Source organism: Acerihabitans arboris, from assembly GCF_010131535.1.
Lineage (GTDB): Bacteria > Pseudomonadota > Gammaproteobacteria > Enterobacterales > Enterobacteriaceae > Acerihabitans > Acerihabitans arboris.
This window is the reverse complement of sequence record NZ_WUBS01000016.1, coordinates 36,678-57,275: the sequence shown is the minus strand read 5'-3', so window position 1 is coordinate 57,275 and position 20,598 is coordinate 36,678. Positions and strand designations below refer to the sequence as shown.

Here is a 20,598-nt window from a genome sequence, read left to right as displayed (position 1 = left end):
CGGCCCCGGCATGTCATGGCGCGCTTTAGCCTTTGCGGTGCAGGATGCGGTATAACGCCGGGATCACCAGCATCGACAGCAGCGGCGCGCTGACCATGCCGCCGATCATCGGCGCGGCGATGCGCTGCATCACCTCGGATCCGACGCCGCCGCCCCACATAATGGGCAGCAGCCCGGCCATGATGGTGGCCACCGTCATCACCTTGGGCCGCACACGCAACACCGCCCCTTCGCGGATGGCCGCCAGCAGTTGCGCCTCGTTAAGCGGCTCGCCGCCGGTGCGGTGGTTTTCCATGGCATGGTTCAGGTACAGCACCATAATCACCCCGAACTCCGCCGCCACCCCAGCCAGGGCGATAAAGCCCACCGCCGCCGCCACCGACAGATTATAATGCAGCAGGTACAGCAGCCAGACGCCGCCAATCAGGGCAAAGGGCAGCGTGCCCATAATCAGCAACGCGTCCCTGACCCGGCCGAAGGTGACATACAGCAGGATAAATATAATCGCCAGGGTAAAAGGCAGCACGATTTTCAGCTTGGCGCTGGCGCGTTCCAGGTATTCAAACTGTCCCGACCAGCTTAACGATACTCCCTCCGGCAGCTTGACCTGCCGCGCCACCGTCTGCTGCATCTCCTGCACGGCGGATTTTAAATCGCGGCCGCGCAAATCCACGTAGATCCAATCCGACAGGCGGGCATTTTCGCTTTTCAGCATCGGCGGGCCGTCGCTGACCCGGATATCGGCCAGATCGGCCAGGCTGACCTGCGCGCCCCCGGCGGTGACCACCGGCAGGTCGCGCAGTTTCTGCACCGAATCACGCAGCTCGCGCGGATAGCGCACGTTAATGGGGAAACGTTCGCGGCCCTCGATGGTTTCGCCGATATTATCGCCGCCGACCACCGACGCCACGATGGACTGCAGCTCGCCTACGGACACGCCGTAGCGGGCGGCGCGCACCCGATCGATATTGATATCGATATAGCGCCCGCCGTTCAGCCGTTCCGCCAGCGCCGAGGTGACGCCGGGGACGTTTTTCACCACCCGTTCGATCTGCTGGGCCGCCGCTTCGACCTGCTCGATATTATTGCCGTTCACTTTGATCCCCACCGGGCTTTTAATGCCGGTGGCCAGCATATCCAGCCGGTTGCGGATTGGCGGTACCCAGATATTGGCCACCCCCGGCAGCGACACCGCCCGGTCCAGCTCCTGCACCAGTTTATCGGTGGTCATGCCGGGCCGCCATTGATCCCTGGGCTTGAAATGAATGGTGGTTTCCAGCATGGCCAGCGTCGCCGGATCGGTGGCGGTTTCGGCGCGCCCCGCCTTGCCGAATACCGTGGCCACTTCGGGCACGGTTTTGATCAGCCGGTCGGTTTGCTGTAACAACCTGGCGGCTTCCCGGGCCGAAATACCGGGCAGGGTGGAGGGCATGTACAATAAATCCCCCTCATCCAGCGCCGGCATAAACTCGGTGCCCAGGCGGCTAAGCGGCAGCAGGGTGACCACCAGCAGCGCCAGCGATAGGGCCAGCGTGGTTTTCGGCCATTCCAGCACCTTGTCCAGCAGCGGCTGATACATCCGGATCAGCCCCCGGTTAAGCGGGTTGGCATGTTCATCCGGAATACGCCCGCGGATAAAATAGCCCATCAGTACCGGCACCAGGGTGATGCCCAAGCCGGCGGAAATGGCCATGGCATAGGTTTTGGTAAACGCCAGCGGGCCGAACATCTTGCCCTCCTGCGCCTCCAGCGAGAACACTGGAATAAAGGACAGGGTAATGATCAGCAGGCTGCAAAACAGCGCCGGCCCCACCTCGGTGGAGGCGCGGGCCGAAATCTCCCAGTAATCCTCGCCCGACGGGGCCTGGCCGGGATGCTCGTGCCGCCACTTTTCCAGCACCTTATGCATGTTTTCAATCATGACAATCGCCGCGTCCACCATGGCGCCGATGGCGATGGCGATGCCGCCGAGCGACATGATATTGGCGTTGACCCCCTGGTAATGCATGACGATAAACGCGCCGAGGATGCCCAGCGGCAGGGTAATAATCGCCACCAGCGCCGAACGGAAGTGGAACAGGAACAGGCTGCAGACCAGGGCCACGACGATAAACTCTTCCAGCAGTTTATGGGATAGGGTTTCAATGGCCTGCTTGATAAGATTCGAACGGTCATAGACCGGCACGATTTCCACGCCCGGCGGCAGGCTGCGGCGAACCTCGTTAAGCTTTTGTTTTACGCCGTTAATGGTCTCCAGCGCATTTTTGCCGTAGCGCATGATAACGATGCCGCCGGCCACTTCCCCTTCGCCGTTCAGCTCCGCCACGCCACGCCGCATTTCCGGCCCGAGCCGGATGGCGGCCACGTCGGACAGCAGTACCGGCACGCCGCCGCGCGACGCTATCACGATATGCTCAAAATCCGCCGGGGTTTTGAGGTAACCGGCGGCGCGCACCATATATTCCGCCTCGCTCATCTCCAGCACCGATCCGCCGCCCTCCTGGTTGGCCTGCCTTACCGCGTCGATAACCTGCTGATGGGAAACGTTAAGCGCCCGCAGCCGATCCGGCTGCAGCAGGATTTGGTATTGACGCACCATGCCGCCGACGCTGGCCACTTCCGACACGTTCGGTACGGTTTTCAGCTCGAATTTCAGTATCCAATCCTGGATGGCGCGCAAATCGGCCAGACTGTGGCGGCCGGTTTTATCCACCAGCGCGTATTCATATACCCAGCCGACCCCGGTGGCGTCCGGTCCCAGGCTGGCCTTGGCCTCGGGCGGCAGCGTGGACTGCACCTGGCTTAAGTATTCCAGCACCCGGGAACGCGCCCAGTAGGGATCGGTGCCGTCCGCGAACAGGATATAGACATAGGCGTCGCCAAACATCGAGAAACCACGCACGGTGGTGGCGCCCGGCACCGACAGCATGGTGGTGGTCAGCGGATAGGTGACCTGATCCTCCACCACCTGCGGCGCCTTGCCGGGGTAGGTGACGCGGATAATCACCTGCACGTCGGACAGGTCCGGCAGTGCATCCACCGGCATACGTTGCAAGGACCAGATGCCCCAGGCGGTGAGCAGTCCCGCCGCCAGCAGCACCAGCAGCCGGTTGCGCAGCGACCAGCGAATAATAAAGGCAATCATTTGGCGCTCCCCAGCGGCATCATCTGGGTGATGCGCGCGCCGCTGTCGTCAAGCCGGAAGTGGAACAAAACGCGGCCGCCGACGGTTATTCCCTTGGGCAACCCGCCCGCGGGCAGGATAAAATCCATGGTCATCGGCGGCCAGTTCAGGCCGGGCACGGCGTGGTGCGACATTGTCGCCATTTCGCCGTTCACCGCGTCGATAACCCCTTCGGTGGCGTATTCCGGCGTGGCTGCGGGCCGGGATCGTGCCGTACCGTTCTTGGCCGTCCCATCGGCGGCGGCCGGCGGATTCGCCGCGCCGGCCGGGGATGAATGATCCATTCCGTCCATGGCCGGGTTTGCGGCTGTGGCGGGCTGATTCGCGGCTGCGGCCGGATCGGAGTGAGCCATTCCTTCCATCGCTGCGTCGGCGGCGGCGGGTGGATTTGCTTCAGCCGTTGCCGGTGATGATGCGTCCGCGCCGTCGCCCGCCATCTGCGGCAGAGCGCTGCGCAGGCTGGCTTCCGAATCAATCAGGAACTGGCCCGAGGTGACAACGCGATCGCCGGCGGAAAGCCCTTTGCGCACTTCGACCCAATCGCCGAACTCCCGGCCGGCGATAACGCTCACCGGGGTGAAGTGCCCGTCGCCCTTGGCCAGAAGCACGGTATTGCTGCTGCCGGTCTGGATCAGCGCGTCCTGCGGCATGGCCAGCACGGTTTCGCCCCGTGCCGCCTGCGCCAGGCGCACGTTAAGGTACATGCCGGGCTGCAGCCTGCCGTCATGGTTTTCAAGCGCAATGCGCGCCCGGTAAGTGCGGGTGGCGTTATCCACCACCGGCAGTATTTCCGCAATCCGCCCATGGAAGGATTCCCCCGGCCAGCGTGGCGTGGCGGCCAGGATATCGCTGCCCGGCTGGACGGCGCCGGCCTGGGATTCAGGGTAATCCGCCACTACCCATACCGGATCGAGCGAACTGAGCTCAAACATTGCCTGCGACGTGCTCACCTGGCTGCCTTCACGCACCTCCAGCCGGCTGATGAAACCCTGTTCCGGTGCCCGCACCTCGATACGGGTCTGCGGCTGGCCGGTTTTTTCGATCGCGCGGACAATCTCTTCCGGCATAAACAGCAACTGCAGCCGTTGCCGCGCCGCCGCGGTGAGCGACGCATCGCCCAAATGGCGCACCGCCAGATACTCCTGCTGGGCGGCGCTCCATTCCGGGATCCATAACCGTGCCAGCGGCTGGTTCTTCTTCACCTGCTGCTGTTCGGCGCGCACATAGAGTTTTTCCACCAGCCCGTTGGCGCGGGCCGGGATCGCCTTTATTCCCCGGTCGTCGATGCTGACGGTGCCGAACGCCGCGAAACGCGGCTGCACCACCCGCTGCTCCACCGTGCCCAAACGCACGCCCAGGTTCTGCTGCTGGCGGGAACTGACGGTCACGCCGCCGTCCTGCTGCGCCTCGTCGGCATAACGCGGCGTCAGCGGCATGTCCATAAAGGGCGACTTGCCCGGTTTATCAAAACGTTGTGCCGGCGACATCGGGTCATACCAATAGAGCACCCGGCGACCGCCCTCTGCCGCCGGGTGCGGGTTGGCCTCTGCCGGCGTCATGGCCGCCCCCGGTGGCTGGCGCAGGAAATAGCCGGCGGCAAACGCGGCGCATAACGCGGCCAGGGCCAGCGCGGCGGCAATAATACGGCCGGTGGTAATACGGTTCATGACCTGTTCTCCTGCGGGATAAGATAACGAATGGCGGCCCAGCTTTGCGCCAGCTCCCGAGCGGCGCGGTTTTCAGTTTGTTCGCTTGCCAGCAGCGAGCGGCGGGCGCCCAGCAGGTCGGCGAGCGTGGCGCCGCCGGAGCGGTACTGCGCCAGCGCCAGCTGCAGCCGTTGTTTTTGCAGCGGCAGCGCCTCGTCCCGTTGCCGCAGCCAGCGGGCCTGGGCCGCCTGGTATTGGGCAACCAGGATATCCAGCTGCGCGGTATGATCCCGCAGGGTCTGCGCCAGGCGGTCGTTGGCCTCGAAGGTGCGCGACTGGTCTGCGGCATGATCTTTATCCTGGCGTTGGGACTGGAACAGCGGCAGATCGACGGTAAACATGATGCCGGCCATATCCTCGCGTCCGCTGTCGCGCTTGCCGTAATAGACTTCCACGCCGACATCCGGAATGGCCGCCACCGCCGACTGCGCCGAACGGGCCTGCGAGACTTCGGACTCGCGCCGTGCCTGCAGCACTTCGGGATGTTGATTTACTCCTTGGGCCAGCACCGCCGGGTCGGCCGGCAGGCGATCGAAGCGCGGCAGGGGACCTGCGGTCCGGATCCGGTCGATGCCGGTCAACTGCGTCAGGCGCGCCTGCGCCATCGCCACATCCCGCTGCGCGTCGGTGAGCGCATCACGCATCTCGATCACCACCAGGCGGCCGTCCAGCACCGCGCCAGCGCTGCCGCCGCCCGCTACCGCCGCCCGCTGCACCGCAATCTGCCGCTCGCTTTCCGCCAGCAGGTTGGTCGCCGCCTCGACGCCCTGCCGCGCCAGGGCCAGATCCAGCCAGGCCTGGGCGGTATCGCGCTGCAGCTGCGCGCGCAGGTTTTGATAACCGGCCGCGGTGGCGGCCGCTTCGGCGCGGAACGCGTCGGCTTTGCGTTCCCGCTTGGTGCTGCTGACGTAATCCTGCATGACGCCGATGCGTTGCATGGTCATATCTTCGCGGGTAAAGCGGCGCGCGTTGCCGCCGCCCACCGGCAGGTTATCGATGCCGAATTTCAGCTTGGGATCGGGTAATTGCGTGGCGGCGTCGGCCTCGTTTTCCAGCGCCTGTCGTTGATGGAGGTTGGCGGAAAGATCCGCTGAATAACGTTCGGCTTGGGCCAACGCCTCATCCAGGCTCATCTGCGCCGCGGGAGCCGCGGCGGAAACGAACAGCATAAGGACCAGCCACGTCCGGGGGGAGCAGGGTCGCAACATAAGGATCCTCGCTTACGGCTGGACGGGATGAATGGCGGTGAGCGCGTAGCCCTGCGCATCCTGGCGGAAGCTGAAATCCACCGGCGTTCCGGCGGCCAGCCTCCGGTCGGCCAGGTTGGCCGGCACGCTGAAGGTCATGGTCATCGGCGGCCAGTTCAGCGCCGGGATGGCCTGATGGGCGATCGCCACATGCTGGTTATCCCAACGTTTGATAATGCCGTGCGAGCGGTAGTCTGCGGGGGTGGCGTTAACATCCGACGCGGCCATCATGCCGTGATCTGGATGCATATTGGCCATATCGCCCATGCCGGCCATACCGTCGGCCAGCGCGGGAATTGTGAATACAGAGACGGCGGAGAGAAAAATAATAAATAAAGTACGCATTGAATTGATTCCTGAACATAAGTCATCCACTACCGTCGCTATCGGGCGACGGCAACCATTGGCGTTATGTCAGGATCTATAACCGGTACCGGCAGAATTGAATTTCCGCCGGCGGCCCTACAATGGGCGGGGTAAGCCAGGCGACATCCAACAGGCGCGGCGCGTCGCGCCACTCGGCCACCTGGAGATCGGTTTGGCTGGGCAGGACAGCGAAGGGCGCGTGTTGGGCATCTTTTTGCGCGGAATCCGGCACGCAGTGCTTATCGCATAATAAACCGGGCGCGGCGGCATGCTGCTGCGACGGCATATTCTCGTGCAGCATTTGTTCGTTATGCTCAAGCGCCGCCGGCAGCGCGGTGATCGGCATCGAGCACTGGTGGCTGGCAAGCGCCAGCTGGGCGTTCAGCAACAGCCAAAAGGCCAGCAGAATCAAGGCAAATACCCGCCGCCTGCGGCAGCGTAGCTTGACCATGAATTCTGTTACTGAAGCGGAGGACACGATAATTCCCTTGTTTTGCAATCCCGGTGCGTTAGGGCACCGGTCGGCTTAAGTGAACGCGAAAAACCCGGACAGCTTATTGATGCGCATCAACTTTCGCTGGATAAACAAAAAAGGACAAGGGTAATTTGCATTAACTGACAAATCCTGGGGCGAGACCGCGATGCGTTCTTTAGGGCGGCAATCCCTGCGCTATAGCCGGTTAACGACAGGATGACCGGTAGCCTGGATGCTGTGCCGGCTTGTTTAAACGACGGAAAAAGTCCTGTGGCCGGTGCATCCATGGTTGGGTTTTGCCGTGATTTCGATATCAAATCCCAAGCGGTTCAGGCAATCCATCAGCTTTTGTTCCGACATATTGAAGAATTTGCCGTTATAGAGTGCTGAAACCCGGGCCTGGGGCAGGTTCATGCGTTTGCCGGCGTCGGCCTGGTTCAACCCCAGCGCCTGGATCGCGGTGATGATCTGCAGGGCGATATCCGCTTTCAGCTTCATGTTGTCCGCATCGGGCAAATCCAGATCGGCAAAGGCATTGCCCGAACCGAGCACAAGATCCTGTTGGTTATAGTTCGCCATTTTTCATCTCCCCATAAATTTTCCTGGCCTTATCGAGGCGGCATGGTATTAACTCGATATCATGCTTGGGTGTCGCTATGCCTGTATTGGATTTTTTTGAAAACAATGCAGGACAAAGACTGCATGGAGAAACCTCAGGGTATAAACGGCGCGATAGGTATCGCCGTTATGGTTTTCGACGATGTCGAGCACACCCGCGCCATGAAAACCAGCCGGCCGCTTCGGGAATCTGGAATCCATGTTGTTATTCCTCCCTGATTACTACATAACTGATATAAAAAGCGATGTGCTTCTTTATGCGTTGATGTTTATGCGTTAATACCTTGCCGGATACGTTTAGACATAGCCGCTGTAAACCCTCGTTCGCCGCGGGCGAGAAGCAGCCATATTGGCGGTTATGAATGGTTACCGGGCCGTTTTAACATAAACCGCAGCGGGCAAAGGGGGAAATGCTGGATTGGATGATAAAGATGGAAGGTTTTTGGCAACGCCGCGCAGGTAATCCGGCAGCGTTGCATTTACCTCATTGCGGGTGATTCCAAATCTTAACGCAGATGATGCACCACCTGATTACTGCTGCCGCGCCAGATCAGCGCCGGGTCGCGCAGTTCCTGGATAAATTTGCCGTCGATCAGCACGTTGATCAAGGCGGTGAGCTGCCGCTGGGCGTCGTTTAATTCCGCCAGGGTATAACCGGTCCAGACCCAGATATCCTTGCCCGGACACTCCTCGCGCACGCGCCGCACCAAATGCAGCACGGCGGGAAGATTCTGCGGATGCAGCGGATCGCCCCCGGAGAGCGTCAGCCCCTGGCGGTGGATCCGGATGTCCCGCAAATCGGCGATAATCCGATCTTCCACGGCCGGCGTAAACGGCATGCCGGAGTTCAGCCGCCAGGTGCTTTTGTTATAACAGCCCGGACATTCATGTACGCAGCCGGCCACGAACAGGGTGCAGCGGGTGCCGGGGCCGTTAATTACATCCACCGGATAATACTGATGATAGTTCATCCTTGGTTATCCAAGCTGACCGTCGGGCAGGTGTTTTACCCGCCGTCTCACCTCTTCCTGCTTGCCGGCGTTGAACGGCCGCGCGTCCGGACTGCCGAGATAACCACACACCCGGCGGGTTACCGATACTTTGGCCGGATTGTGGTTGCCGCATTTCGGGCAGGTAAAACCCTTGCTGGTACAGGAAAACTCACCGGTGAAACCGCACTCGTAGCATTCGTCAATCGGCGTGTTGGTGCCGTAGTAGGGGACGCGGGTATAGCTGTAATCCCAAACATCTTCCAGCGCTTTCAGGTTGTGCTGCAGGTTCGGATATTCGCCGTAGCAGATGAACCCGCCGTTGGAGACCGGCGGATAGGGCGCCTCGAAATCCAGCTTGTCGTAAGGATTCACCTTCTTTTCCACGTCGAGGTGGAAGCTGTTGGTATAGTAGCCCTTTTCGGTCACGCCCTCGACGATGCCGAACTCGGCGGTGTCCAGACGGCAAAAACGGTCGCACAGGTTTTCGCTCGGCGTGCTGTACAGGCTGAATCCGTAGCCGGTCTCCTCTTTCCAGCGGTCGGTGGCCGCTTTCAGGTAGGCCACGATGGACACGGCCTTGGCGCGCAGCTCCCGATCGTCAAACACATGGGTCTGGCCGCCGAACAGGGCGTTAATGGTTTCATGCACGCCGATATAACCCAGCGAAATGGACGCCCGGCCGTTTTTGAAAATCTCGGCCACATTATCATCGGCTTTTAACCGCACGCCGCAGGCCCCTTCCATATACAGAATCGGCGCCACACGCGCCTTTACCCCGTCCAGGCGGGCGATGCGGGTCATCAGCGCTTTTTTCGCCAGCGCCAGGCGTTCGTCCAGCAGTTGCCAGAAACGGGTTTCGTCCCGTTTGGCTTCCAGGGCGATGCGCGGCAGGTTCAGGCTGATAACGCCCAGGTTGTTACGCCCGTCGTGGATCTGCTTACCGTTTTCCTCGTAAACGCCGAGGAAGCTGCGGCAGCCCATCGGGGTCTTGAACGAGCCGGTGACCTTCACCACCTGATCGTAATTGAGGATATCGGGGTACATGCGCTTGCTGGCGCATTCCAGCGCCAGCTGCTTGATATCATAGTTCGGATCGCTGAATTTGTGATTCAGGCCGTCGCGAATGGCAAACACCAGCTTCGGGAAGACCGCGGTTTTACGGTTTTTACCCAGGCCGGCAATGCGGTTGCGCAGGATCGACTGTTGGATCAGGCGCGATTCGCGGCTGGTGCCCAGGCCGAAACCAAAGGTCACGAACGGCGTCTGGCCGTTGGCGGTATGCAGGGTGTTAACCTCATACTCCAGCGACTGGAAAGCGTCGTAGCACTCTTTTTCGGTACGTGACAAGGCATAGCCTTCGGCATCGGGAATCTTCCATTGCGTGGCGGTGTTGCGATGCTTATCGTAGCTGGCGGCCACATAAGGCGCCAGGATCTCGTCAATGCGGTTAATGGTGGTGCCGCCATAGATATGGCTGGCCACCTGGGCGATAATCTGCGCGGTCACCGCGGTGGCGGTGGAGATGGAGCGGGGCGGCTCAATTTCCGCGTTGCCCATTTTGAAGCCTTTGGTCAGCATGCCTTCCAGATCGATCAGCATACAGTTGAACATCGGGAAAAACGGCGCGTAATCCAGGTCATGATAATGGATTTCGCCCCGTTCGTGGGCCAGCACCACGTCGCGCGGCAGGATATGCTGGCGCGCGTAATGCTTGGCGACGATGCCGGCCAGCAGATCGCGCTGGGTGGGGATAACCTTGCTGTCCTTATTGGCGTTTTCATTGAGCAACGCCATATTGCTTTGCTCCACCAGGCCGCGAATCTCCTGGTTCAGGCGTCCGCGCTGCTCGCGGGCGACGTCGCGATCGTGACGGTATTCGATATACAAACGGGCCAATGTCTTATGCGGACCGGCCATCAGCTGGTTTTCCACGGCGTCCTGGATATCGCGGATATCGACATGGGAGCGGGAATTCATCTGCTGGCCCACCAGGGCGGCGACGGTGGCACAGTAATCGTTATCCTGTACACCGGCGGCCTGCGCGGCGTGCATTATGGCCTGGTAAATCCTTTGCTCATCGAAATTGACCTGACAACCGTCTCGTTTGATCACTACCGGTTTCACGATGCGACTCCTTTACGCCTGATGGCGGGTTAGGTGCTACCCCTTTCGCCGACGGTTTTCCCTGCTGGTTGCGCCGGGTGCGATAACTATCGGTAGGGAAGGTAAACACTATATCTAGTTTGTTATAATGGATAATGCTACTAGATATAGATTATGAGCTACTTAAATGTAACTAAACTTGACCTAACGCAATAAAATCGACCCCTGGTCGAAGAGTTGTACAGCGTGAGTTTTAATCAAAAAAAGCAGCGTCGCGGTTTATGCTGCTGAAAATGAATCATAAAATTCGCCTGACGGCGCCAATCCGCAAAAAAATAAAAAATAAGTGGGAATTGCCCGCGAATTTTGCCATCAGGGGCAATGGAAAGGATGTATTTTAGCCGTTGCGCTAAATCCGCTGGGCCGGATGCCGTCCCGCCTTACCGTCGGCTATGCCCTTATCGGCATTCGCCGCGCGCACTGCGGGGATAATGCCGGCCGCAGCGAAGCCAGAGGGCGGGGCGGTTCACCCCCGTAGCCAGTAAACCGCCTCATAAGGCCGCAGCGTCAGCGGCTGCGGCGCATGCGGCGTATCCCCATAATTGCTGATAAGCCGCCGCCATGGCCCGCCGCGGGCTATTGCCGGCCGCCATTGTTGCGGTTGGCGGCTCAGGTTGGCCAGCACCAGCAGGCGCTGGCCGCGCCAGGCGCGTCGGTAATGCCATAACGCGGGATGCGCCGGGCACAAATCGCGGTAGTCCCCTTCCGTCAGGATAGCCAGGGTCTTGCGTAATCCGATCAGTTGCTGATAACAATAAAATATCGAATCCGCATCGGCCAGCGCGGCCTGCGCGTTGATGCGATCGGCATTGCCGGCGCAGGCAATCCAGGGTGTGCCGGAGCTGAACCCGGCATTAACGCCGTTATCCCATTGCATCGGCGTGCGGCTGTTATCGCGGGAACGGGCGGCCAGGACGCCAAGCGTCTGTTCGCGCGCGATGCCCCGCGCCGTGGCGTCGGCGTACATATTCAGGCTTTCGATATCGCGGTATTCTTCAATCGCGGCAAATCCTGGGTTGGTCATGCCCAACTCCTCGCCCTGGAAGATAAACGGCGTCCCCTGCATGCCGTGCAGCGCCATGGCCAGCATCTTGGCCGACGCGACCCGCAGTTCGCCCTCGTCGCCGAAGCGGGACACAATGCGCGGCTGATCGTGGTTGCACCAGAACAGCGTATTCCACGCCCGATGGTGCATGCCCCGCTGCCAGCGGTTGAAGATTTGCTTGAGCAGGACGAAGTCCGGCATTGCCGGCGCCCATTTTTCGCCGCCGGCGTAATCCACCTTAAGATGGTGGAAATGGGCGGCCATTGACAGCTGTTCGCCGTCGATATTGGCGTAATGCCGGCATTTTTCCAGGGAAGTGGACGACATTTCGCCCACCGTCATCAGGCCAAGCGGCGTAAAGATTTCCCGGTTCATCTCGCGCAAATAGTCCTGCGCCCGCGGCAGGTCGGTATAAAAAGGCCGGCCGTCGCCCTCGGGCGCATCGGGCAGCTGTGGGTGCTTGGCTATCACGTTGATCACGTCCAGGCGCAGGCCGTCGATACCGCGCCCGGCCCAAAACCGGCAAATATTTTTCAGCTCCTCGCGCAGCGGCGGATGATCCCAGTTCAGGTCCGCCTGCTCGCGGGAATAAAGATGCAGATAATATTGCCCGCCCGGCTCCGGCTGGTGCCAGGCGCTGCCGCCGAATTTGGACAACCAGTTGTTGGGCGGGCCGTCGCCCTGGCCGTCGCGCCAGAAATAATAGCGGCGGTAGGGGCCGTGCGGGTCTTTCGAGGCGATAAACCAGGGATGGGAGGTGGAAGTGTGGTTAAGCACCATATCCATAATAATGCGCATGCCTCGCCGGTGGGCGCCGGCCACCAGCGCCTCGAAATCCGCCATGGTGCCGTAGGCCGGGTCGATGGCGTAATAATCGGCGATGTCATAGCCGCTGTCCACCTGCGGGGATATATAGATAGGCGTTAGCCAAAGGGCATCCACCCCCAGCAGGCGCAGATAATCCAGGCGCCGGGTAATCCCGGACAGATCGCCTGAGCCGTTGCCGGTGCTGTCCTGGAAACTCTTTGGATAAATCTGGTAAATCACGGCGTTGCGCCACCAGGACGTCCTCATGGGCGTTGTCCGCCATGGTGGCGGCCGCTTGCGGCCGGGGTCGGTGCGCCGGTATTTCTAGGTATGTCGATGCGCTTGTCTCCCTGATGTTTTCCGTCGTGAAGGTATACCGAACGTGGCATCAGCCGGTCAATACGGGTTTTTATTGCCGGGTGCTGCGAATAAAAACGATAAATTAATGTCGTTTATTATGCGTTGAGGTTGGTGGCCGTATATTCCGCAGTGAATAAACGTCGCAGCCCGCAATAAATGCCCTGCGTTGACGTTACCTACCCTAAAGAAGTTGCCGCGCCAGGGACAGTAGTTTCGTTATCCCACCGGCGGATTTGTCGGCAATAGCCTGTTTTTTGTTTCTCACCGGAGGTGGATCACCCGTATGGACCCCATACCTAATCCTGATTGTTATTCGCCCACCCGGTAAAGCCTTCCGCTTTTTTTGCGTCTGCCTTACCGGATGATAAACGGTAGGCAGGAGCAATACGCTTCTGCTGCTTAGACTTTTTGCCCTTTCCCGGTACGTCCCGGCGCGGCAAGGAAGACAGCATCATGATCAAAATTTACGCACGCCAACTCTTCACGCGGTTCTACCGCCACCTTCCCCGTCGCCTGTTCCAGCGGGACCTGATGCTGGACGGGTTGAAAACCAACGCCCGGCGCGGCGTGCCGGCCGCCCTGGCCCGCATCTGCCTGGAATGCGCCCAGGCCAGCGTGCCGGCGCTCTATATGCGTTTTGCCAGCCGGCCGCAGGGCCTGGACGAGGCGGAAGCCGCCGCCGCGCGCCGGCGATACGGCCTTAACAACGTTGCCGCCGAGCAGCCGCTAACCTGGCGGCGGCACTTATGGGCGTGCTACCGCAACCCGTTTAATATCCTGCTGACGGTGCTGGGCATCGTTTCCTACGGCACCGACGACACTATCGCCGCCGTGGTGATTGCCCTGATGGTGATGATTGCCACCCTGCTTAATTTTATCCAGGAGGCGCGCTCCAACAGGGCCGCCGACGCGCTCAAGGCCATGGTCAGCAATACCGCCACGGTACTGCGCGCGGGCCGGCCGGACGGCGGCGTTTATCACGAAATCGCCATGGATCAACTGGTGCCGGGGGATATCGTTAAACTGGCGGCCGGGGATATGATCCCAGCGGATTTGCGCCTCCTCCAGGCCCGCGATCTGTTTATCGGCCAGGCGGCGTTGACCGGCGAGGCGCTGCCGGTGGAAAAAAAGGCCGGGGCGCTAAACGATCGGCCAACCAACCCCCTGGAGTGCGGCAACCTGTGTTTTATGGGCACCAACGTGATCAGCGGCACGGCGCTGGCGATGGTGATTGGCACCGGCGACCGCACCTGGTTCGGCCAACTGGCCGAACAATCCACGTCGCAATGCGCGCCGCCAAACGCTTTCCAACTGGGCATCAGCCGCGTCAGCTGGCTGCTGATCCGCTTTATGCTGGTGATGACGCCGGTGGTGCTGCTGGTCAACGGGTTCACCAAGGGCGACTGGTGGGAAGCGGCGCTGTTCTCGCTTTCGGTGGCGGTCGGCCTGACGCCGGAAATGCTGCCGATGATCGTCACCTCGTCCCTGGCGAAAGGCGCGGTGCAGCTCTCGCGCCAGAAGGTGATTGTCAAACGGCTGGACGCCATCCAGAATTTTGGCGCGATGGATATCCTGTGCACCGATAAAACCGGCACCCTGACCCAGGATAAAATCGTGCTGGCCAGCCATATCGATGCGTTCGGCCATCGCAGCGAGCGGGTGTTGGAAAACGCCTGGCTCAACAGCCACCACCAGACCGGCCTGAAAAACCTGCTGGACAAAGCGGTGCAGGAAAAAATGGCCGATGACGCCGCCGGACCGGCGTTGGCGCGGTGGCGCAAAATCGACGAGATCCCGTTTGACTTCGAACGGCGCCGGATGTCGGTGATCGTCGCCGATGGCGGCGGGCAGGCGCACCTGATCTGCAAAGGGGCGCTGGAGGAAATGCTCGGCGTATGCAGCCGGGTGCGGCACGGCGACCAGATCGTACCGCTCAGCGCCGGGTTGCTGGCACAAATCGGCGAGGTGACCGCCGGGCTTTCCCTACAGGGCCTGCGCGTGGTGGCGGTGGCCGCCCGCCCGGTGGCCGCGGATCGCGGCGACTTCAGCCGGCTGGACGAGTCGGACCTGATCCTCGAAGGATATATCGCCTTTCTCGACCCGCCGAAAGAGAGCGCCGCGCCGGCGCTGGAGGCATTGGCCAAACATGGCATTCAGGTCAAGATCCTCACCGGCGACAACGAACGGGTGGCCGCCAAGGTGTGCCGCGATGTGGGCCTGTCGGTCAACCGGATGCTGACCGGCGATGAGATCGAAGGGATGGACGATCGGCAACTGGGGCTTATCGCCCGCGTGACCACGGTATTCGCCAAACTGACGCCGCTGCAAAAGGCGCGCATAGTCAGCGCCCTGCGCCGCGATGGGCACGTGGTGGGGTTTATGGGCGACGGCATTAACGACGCGCCGGCGCTGCGCGCCGCGGATATCGGCATCTCGGTGGATTCCGCGGTGGATATCGCCAAGGAAGCGGCCGACATCATCCTGCTGGAAAAAAGCCTGATGGTGCTGGAGGAGGGGGTTATCGAGGGTAGGCGCACCTTTGTCAATATGATGAAGTATATCCGCATGACCGCCAGCTCCAACTTCGGCAACGTCTTCAGCGTGCTGGTGGCCAGCGCTTTCCTGCCCTTCCTGCCGATGCTGCCGCTGCACCTGCTGGTGCAGAACCTGATTTATGATATCTCGCAAATCGCCATCCCGTTCGACAAGGTGGACGAGGAACAGTTGCGGCGGCCCCAAGGCTGGCGCAGCGGCGAGCTGGGGCGCTTTATGGTGTTTTTCGGCCCCATCAGCTCAATCTTCGATATTTTGACCTTCGGCCTGATGTGGTGGGTGTTCAAGGCCAATACGCAGGAGCAGCAGGGTTTGTTCCAGACCGGCTGGTTTGTGGTGGGCGTGCTGTCCCAGACGCTGATCGTCCATATGCTGCGGACCCGCAAAATCCCGTTTTTGCAGAGCCGGCCGTCCTGGGCTCTTGGCGTCACCACCCTGGCGGTGATGATGGCGACCATCGGCATGACCTTTACGCCGGTGGCGGGATTCCTGCACCTCCAGGCGCTGCCGGGCGGCTACTGGCCGTGGCTGGTGGCCATCCTTGCCGGTTATATGGCGCTGGTCCAGTCGATGAAAGGCTGGTATGTGCGCCGGTATGGCTGGCAATAGCCTCTAATCCGGTAACATTGCCATGCAAAAAAATAGTGGGGGTTAAACATGAAAATAGACAGTGTCTGTTGCCCTTGTCCAGCCACGACACACGACCCCAACGGGGATATCGATAGCCGCTCCCCTGCTTCCCGCGAGACGGATATCGATAATTTCTCCCCCGCGTCCTATCGGGGACGCGATATCATTTTGATCAATCCCATCGGCGGGGGAAACGGCGATCGCGCCCTTGCCGGCAAGATCTCATCTAGTCTGTCCGCGGAAGGCTGCCGTGTCAGCCTTCCGCCGGTTAATTGCCGCAACGATGCGGATTACTGGAAATGGATTGCATTGTCTCGCCGCGCGCGCGGTTACCCCCAGCGGAATTTAACGCGGCCAATGAAAATTTTAACAGAAAAATCAGTGGCATGTATGCCACCGATCATATTCAGGCCCTGGCTCGACCGCCGCAAACCGCATCCGGCCCGGAGCCAGCTCCGCGGCCTGGGTCAGTCCACCGCCAGCTGTAGCGGCGGCAGTTGCAGGAAGGTGTTAAGCAGACCCTCGGCCCAGGCTTTGCGGATGGTGGCAAAATAGGGATGTTGTTCGGTAATGCGATACTGCTCGTCGCTGGCAAAGCTGTCGCGGCGGTAGATCATCACATCCAGCGGCAGTCCCACCGACAGGTTGCTGCGCAGCGTTGAATCAATGGAAATCAGCGCGCAGCACATGGCCTGTTCCAGGGTGGTGTCATAGGACAGCACCCGATCGATAATCGGTTTGCCGTATTTGCTTTCGCCAATCTGGAAGTAGGGGGTATCTTCCGTGGCCTCGATAAAGTTGCCTTCAGGATAGATATGGAACAGCCTGGGCCCTTCGCCGGCGATCTGCCCGCCCAGCAGGATGCTGCAGCTGAAATCGGTGCTGGAGCCGCTTTGCTGGGCGCTGCTGTCGCGGAAAATCACCTCGCGCACCGTTTCGCCAATCAGGCCGGCGGCGTCGAACAGCGTCGGCACGGTCAGCAGGTTCGGCCGCTCCGCATCCCCGGCGCGCAGCCGCAGCAGGTTGATGATGCTCTGGGTGGTCGCCAGGTTGCCGGCGCTTTGCAGCACCAGCGTGCGCTCGCTGTCCTGATGCAGCACATGCAGTTTGCGAAAGGTCGAGATATGATCCACTCCGGCATTGGTACGGGAGTCGGAAGCAAACACCAGTCCGCCCGACAGGCGCATCGCCACGCAGTAGGTCATAGCACTATATCCTCGTAGAACCCGTTATTGTTGTTGGCCACCGGCTTGGCTTTCCTCGGTTTGCTCCACCGTCGCCTCCGAAAACATTTCTTCGTAGCCGCCGCCGATACGCGAGCCGCGCACCGGGCAGGCATCGAGATAATCGAAGCCGACCGCCAGCTTAAGGTGCTGGCTGGGGTTGCAGGTGTTATTGGTAATATCGAAACTTTGCCAATGTTCATTCAGCCACACTTCCACCCAGGCGTGCATCGCCACGTGTTTGGTGTCTTCGCTGTAAATATAGCCGCTGACGTAGCGCGCGGGAATATGCAGGCTGCGGCAACAGGCCAGGAACACATGGGCATGATCCTGACAGACTCCATGCCGGGCGGCAAATACTTTCGCGGCCGAATCCTGCACCTGGGTGGCGCCGGGGGTGTAGGGCATGCGTTCGCGCAGCTCGGCCATCAGCTCGCGCAGGCTCTCGTCCGCGGCCTGCGCGCGGTAATAACGCGCGGCGAAGGCGCGGATGGCCTCGTCCGCCTGCGTCAGCGGGCTTGAACGTAAAAACACCAGCGGCGACAGCGGGCCGCATTCCTCCAGGATCTCCTCGCTGTTATCGGCAATTTCCACCACCCCTTTGGCGCGGATGGCGATCACCTCATGAGGTCTGTCGAGGGTCAGCACATGCTGCAAATTGCCGAAACCGTCGATAACCTGCGTCGCCTGCTCCGGCAGGTTCAGCGACCATTCCACAATTTGTTGCCGGGCGGTATTCTGCGGCGTCAGGCGCAGATATTGCGTACTGAATTTGACTTCATGATCGTAGCGATAGTGGGTCAGGTGATCGACGGCCAGTTTCATAACGCCTCCAGATACGTATGGTTAATGCTTTCCGCCAGCGCGTTTATCTTGGCCTGGAATTGCATCATATAGGCCTGCAAACCCAGTTCCAGCACCTCATCCAGCGTGCTGAAGCGCAGCTCCACGTTCAGGGTATGGGCCAGCCGCCGGGGCACGTTGGCCCGCTGGCCGCCGATGCGCTCCAACTGCTGCACCACGTCGCCCACGCAGGCGCGCAGGGAGCGCGGCATATCGTTGCGCAGCACCAGCAGCTCGGCCACCGTTTCGCGGCTGACGGGATGTTTATACAGGCTGTGGTAGGCCTCGCGGGCGCTGACCGCGCGCAGCAGGGTATCGAGGCGATAGTATTCGCGCACCGGATCGGAGTCGGCATCCAGCTGCTGATCCTTGACGCCCAGCAATTGCGCCGTGGCGTAGGCGCGCTCGATAAGCGTGCCGAGGCGGATAAAACATAGGGCGTCGTTACGCAGCAGGGTGCCGAACATGGCGCCGCGGAACAGGTGCGCCCGCTCCTTGACCCAATCGAAAAACGCGTCGGTGCCCACCTTGGCCACGCCTTTGCTGCGCATCAGCTTCATCTCGATCCAGGTGGCGTTAATGCTTTCCCATACCTCCGACGACAGGCTGCCGCGCACCGCATGGGCGTTGTTCCACGCCACCTCGAAGCAACTGTAGATGCTGCTGGGATTGCGCGGATCCAAAGCAAAAAAGTTCAGCAGATTTGCCATGTTGAGGCGGGGATAATGCTCTTCAAACAGCTGGTGGGTGCCGGTCAGGTTAAGCGGCAGGGTTAAATCCTCGTTTTGCTGGCTGCGGATCGGCATCAGCGACAGTTTATAGGTCACGTCCAATACCCGGGCAATGCTTTCGGCCCGTTCCAGGTAACGGGCCATCCAATAGAGTTCGCTGGCGGTTCTGCTTAGCATTCGTCGTCCTCCATAATCCAGGTATCCTTGGTGCCGCCGCCCTGGGACGAGTTCACCACCAGCGAACCGGCGTTAAGCGCCACCCGGGTCAGCCCGCCCGGCACCAGCCGCACCTCGTCGCCGGTCAGGGCGAACGGGCGCAGGTCGATATGGCGCGGCGCCAGGCCTTCCTCCACGAAGGTAGGGCAGGTGGACAGCGCCAGCGTCTCCTGGGCAATATAATTGCCCGGGTTGGCCAGTAGCCGCTGGCGGAATTCGGCCAGCTCCGCCCGCGAGGCTTTCGGCCCCACCAGCATGCCGTAGCCGCCGGCGCCGTGGACTTCTTTCACCACCAGCTTTTCCAGATTGGCCAGCACATAGGACAGGGCGCCCGGATCGCGGCACTGCCAGGTGGGGATATTGCCGAGGATCGGCTCCTCGGAGAGGTAAAAACGGATCATCTCGGGCACGTAGGGATAGATGGACTTATCATCCGCCACCCCGGTGCCCAGCGCGTTGGCCAACACCACGCCGCCGGCGCGGTACACCGACAGCAGTCCCGGCACGCCAAGGCTGGAGTCGGCGCGAAAGGCCAGCGGATCGATATAGGCGTCGTCGATACGCCGGTAAATCACGTCCACCTTGCACGGACCCTCGGTGGTGCGCATAAAGACCGCGCCCTGTTTAACAAACAGGTCGGCGGCCTCCACCAGCTCCACCCCCATCTGCTGCGCCAGGAAACTGTGCTCAAAGTAGGCGCTGTTAAAACGCCCCGGCGTCATTACCACCACCGTCGGATCTTCCACCGCCGTGCTTTCGCGCAGGGTTTGCAGCAGGTCAAAGGGATAACGTTCGATGGGGGCGATATGCTGGCTGGCAAACAGGTCCGGATAGAGCCGCATCATCATTTTACGGTTTTCCAGCATATACGAGACGCCGGACGGGGTGCGCAGGTTATCCTCCAGGACGTAATAATGCCCATCGCTATTGCGCACCATATCGGTGCCGACAATGTGCGCATAGGTATTATTGTGCAGATCCACCCCGTGCATGCAGGGTTGGTACTGTTCGTTGGCCAGTACCTGTTCCGTCGGCACTATGCCCGCCTTGAGGATGTTCTGCCCGTGGTAGATATCATAAAGGAACGCGTTCAGGGCTTTTACCCGCTGGCGGATGCCGCGATCCATCCAGGCCCACTCCTTGGCCGGGATAATGCGCGGCACGCTGTCAAAGGGGATTAACCGCTCGGTGCCGCCCTCTTCTCCGTAGACGTTAAAGGTAATGCCCACCCGGTGGAACAGCAGCTCGGCCTCTTCCTTTTTCTGCTGGATGGCCTGCCGGTCGGCCTGCTGCAGCCATTGCCAGTACGCGCCATAATGGCCGCGATGCCCTCCGCCGGCCAACAGCATCTCATCAAAAAAAGGCGACCCGGAAAGATTTATTTTAATCATCTGTTTACCTTTGCTGGCCCATCAACGCTGATAACAGCTCCATGCATA

The 20,598-nt window shown here is 60.7% G+C and carries 15 protein-coding genes; 1 reads left to right on the top strand and 14 read right to left on the bottom strand.

Annotation, left to right across the window (positions count from 1 at the left end):
- Window positions 1-25: 25 nt before the first annotated feature.
- The 10 genes from GRH90_RS20460 to GRH90_RS20415 form a co-directional block, all read right to left on the bottom strand.
- The gene (locus GRH90_RS20460) at window positions 26-3,145 is read right to left on the bottom strand and encodes an efflux RND transporter permease subunit (protein WP_162367819.1); all 3,120 of its coding nucleotides are present in this window, start codon (window positions 3,143-3,145) and stop codon (window positions 26-28) included.
- Entirely contained in the window at window positions 3,142-4,851 is a 1,710-nt protein-coding gene (locus GRH90_RS20455) for an efflux RND transporter periplasmic adaptor subunit (RefSeq protein WP_162367818.1), read from the bottom strand. Before GRH90_RS20455 ends, GRH90_RS20460 begins: the two co-directional genes overlap by 4 nt.
- On the bottom strand, window positions 4,848-6,059 hold the full coding sequence (locus GRH90_RS20450) for a TolC family protein (protein ID WP_246236181.1): 1,212 nt from the start codon (window positions 6,057-6,059) through the stop codon (window positions 4,848-4,850). The genes GRH90_RS20455 and GRH90_RS20450 overlap by 4 nt, the downstream gene beginning before the upstream one ends.
- 51 nt (window positions 6,060-6,110) lie before the next feature.
- Window positions 6,111-6,482: a copper-binding protein gene (locus GRH90_RS20445; protein WP_162367816.1), complete on the bottom strand. Its 372-nt coding sequence runs from the start codon at window positions 6,480-6,482 to the stop codon at window positions 6,111-6,113.
- 76 nt (window positions 6,483-6,558) lie between these two features.
- Entirely contained in the window at window positions 6,559-6,981 is a 423-nt protein-coding gene (locus GRH90_RS20440; RefSeq protein WP_162367815.1) for a hypothetical protein, read from the bottom strand.
- 246 nt (window positions 6,982-7,227) lie between these two features.
- Window positions 7,228-7,557, bottom strand: coding sequence for a helix-turn-helix domain-containing protein (locus tag GRH90_RS20435; protein WP_162367814.1), 330 nt, complete (start codon window positions 7,555-7,557; stop codon window positions 7,228-7,230).
- Window positions 7,558-7,632: 75 nt separating this feature from the next.
- Window positions 7,633-7,797 carry a type II toxin-antitoxin system RelE/ParE family toxin gene (locus tag GRH90_RS26340; RefSeq protein WP_246236180.1) on the bottom strand — a complete coding sequence of 55 codons (165 nt, stop codon included), beginning with the start codon at window positions 7,795-7,797 and terminating at the stop codon, window positions 7,633-7,635.
- A gap of 305 nt (window positions 7,798-8,102) precedes the next feature.
- Entirely contained in the window at window positions 8,103-8,567 is a 465-nt protein-coding gene (gene nrdG / locus GRH90_RS20425; protein WP_162367813.1) for an anaerobic ribonucleoside-triphosphate reductase-activating protein, read from the bottom strand.
- Between the two features lie 6 nt (window positions 8,568-8,573).
- Window positions 8,574-10,712 (bottom strand): anaerobic ribonucleoside-triphosphate reductase, encoded by a 2,139-nt coding sequence (gene nrdD, locus GRH90_RS20420; RefSeq protein WP_162367812.1) that lies wholly within the window; start codon window positions 10,710-10,712, stop codon window positions 8,574-8,576.
- A 505-nt stretch (window positions 10,713-11,217) separates the two neighbouring features.
- A complete protein-coding gene (locus tag GRH90_RS20415; RefSeq protein WP_162367811.1) occupies window positions 11,218-12,870 on the bottom strand; it encodes an alpha,alpha-phosphotrehalase in 1,653 nt (550 codons plus the stop codon).
- Between the two features lie 543 nt (window positions 12,871-13,413).
- On the opposite strand from GRH90_RS20415, the gene mgtA reads away from it, so the two are divergent.
- Window positions 13,414-16,125: a magnesium-translocating P-type ATPase gene (gene mgtA, locus GRH90_RS20410; RefSeq protein ID WP_376766095.1), complete on the top strand. Its 2,712-nt coding sequence runs from the start codon at window positions 13,414-13,416 to the stop codon at window positions 16,123-16,125.
- 488 nt (window positions 16,126-16,613) lie between these two features.
- Here mgtA and GRH90_RS20405 read toward each other — a convergent pair whose 3' ends face one another.
- From GRH90_RS20405 to GRH90_RS20390, 4 genes are read right to left on the bottom strand one after another with little or no spacing between them, the layout of a single operon-like run.
- Window positions 16,614-17,351, bottom strand: coding sequence for a proteasome-type protease (locus tag GRH90_RS20405; protein WP_162367809.1), 738 nt, complete (start codon window positions 17,349-17,351; stop codon window positions 16,614-16,616).
- Between the two features lie 24 nt (window positions 17,352-17,375).
- A complete protein-coding gene (locus GRH90_RS20400; RefSeq protein ID WP_162367808.1) occupies window positions 17,376-18,194 on the bottom strand; it encodes a transglutaminase family protein in 819 nt (272 codons plus the stop codon).
- Complete coding sequence (locus GRH90_RS20395) at window positions 18,191-19,120, bottom strand: alpha-E domain-containing protein (RefSeq protein WP_162367807.1); 930 nt, start codon at window positions 19,118-19,120, stop codon at window positions 18,191-18,193. The genes GRH90_RS20400 and GRH90_RS20395 overlap by 4 nt, the downstream gene beginning before the upstream one ends.
- Window positions 19,114-20,550, bottom strand: coding sequence for a circularly permuted type 2 ATP-grasp protein (locus tag GRH90_RS20390; RefSeq protein ID WP_162367806.1), 1,437 nt, complete (start codon window positions 20,548-20,550; stop codon window positions 19,114-19,116). Before GRH90_RS20390 ends, GRH90_RS20395 begins: the two co-directional genes overlap by 7 nt.
- Window positions 20,551-20,598: the final 48 nt, after the last annotated feature.

Bases quoted from the DNA above. Each gene is read 5' to 3' on its own strand.
- GRH90_RS20460 (WP_162367819.1), bottom strand. From the start codon at position 3,145: ATGATTGCCTTTATTATTCGCTGGTCGCTGCGCAACCGGCTGCTGGTG.
- GRH90_RS20455 (WP_162367818.1), bottom strand. From the start codon at position 4,851: ATGAACCGTATTACCACCGGCCGTATTATTGCCGCCGCGCTGGCCCTG.
- GRH90_RS20450 (WP_246236181.1), bottom strand. From the start codon at position 6,059: ATGCTGTTCGTTTCCGCCGCGGCTCCCGCGGCGCAGATGAGCCTGGAT.
- GRH90_RS20445 (WP_162367816.1), bottom strand. From the start codon at position 6,482: ATGCGTACTTTATTTATTATTTTTCTCTCCGCCGTCTCTGTATTCACA.
- GRH90_RS20435 (WP_162367814.1), bottom strand. From the start codon at position 7,557: ATGGCGAACTATAACCAACAGGATCTTGTGCTCGGTTCGGGCAATGCC.
- GRH90_RS26340 (WP_246236180.1), bottom strand. From the start codon at position 7,797: ATGGATTCCAGATTCCCGAAGCGGCCGGCTGGTTTTCATGGCGCGGGT.
- nrdG (WP_162367813.1), bottom strand. From the start codon at position 8,567: ATGAACTATCATCAGTATTATCCGGTGGATGTAATTAACGGCCCCGGC.
- GRH90_RS20415 (WP_162367811.1), bottom strand. From the start codon at position 12,870: ATGAGGACGTCCTGGTGGCGCAACGCCGTGATTTACCAGATTTATCCA.
- GRH90_RS20405 (WP_162367809.1), bottom strand. From the start codon at position 17,351: ATGACCTACTGCGTGGCGATGCGCCTGTCGGGCGGACTGGTGTTTGCT.
- GRH90_RS20400 (WP_162367808.1), bottom strand. From the start codon at position 18,194: ATGAAACTGGCCGTCGATCACCTGACCCACTATCGCTACGATCATGAA.
- GRH90_RS20395 (WP_162367807.1), bottom strand. From the start codon at position 19,120: ATGCTAAGCAGAACCGCCAGCGAACTCTATTGGATGGCCCGTTACCTG.
- GRH90_RS20390 (WP_162367806.1), bottom strand. From the start codon at position 20,550: ATGATTAAAATAAATCTTTCCGGGTCGCCTTTTTTTGATGAGATGCTG.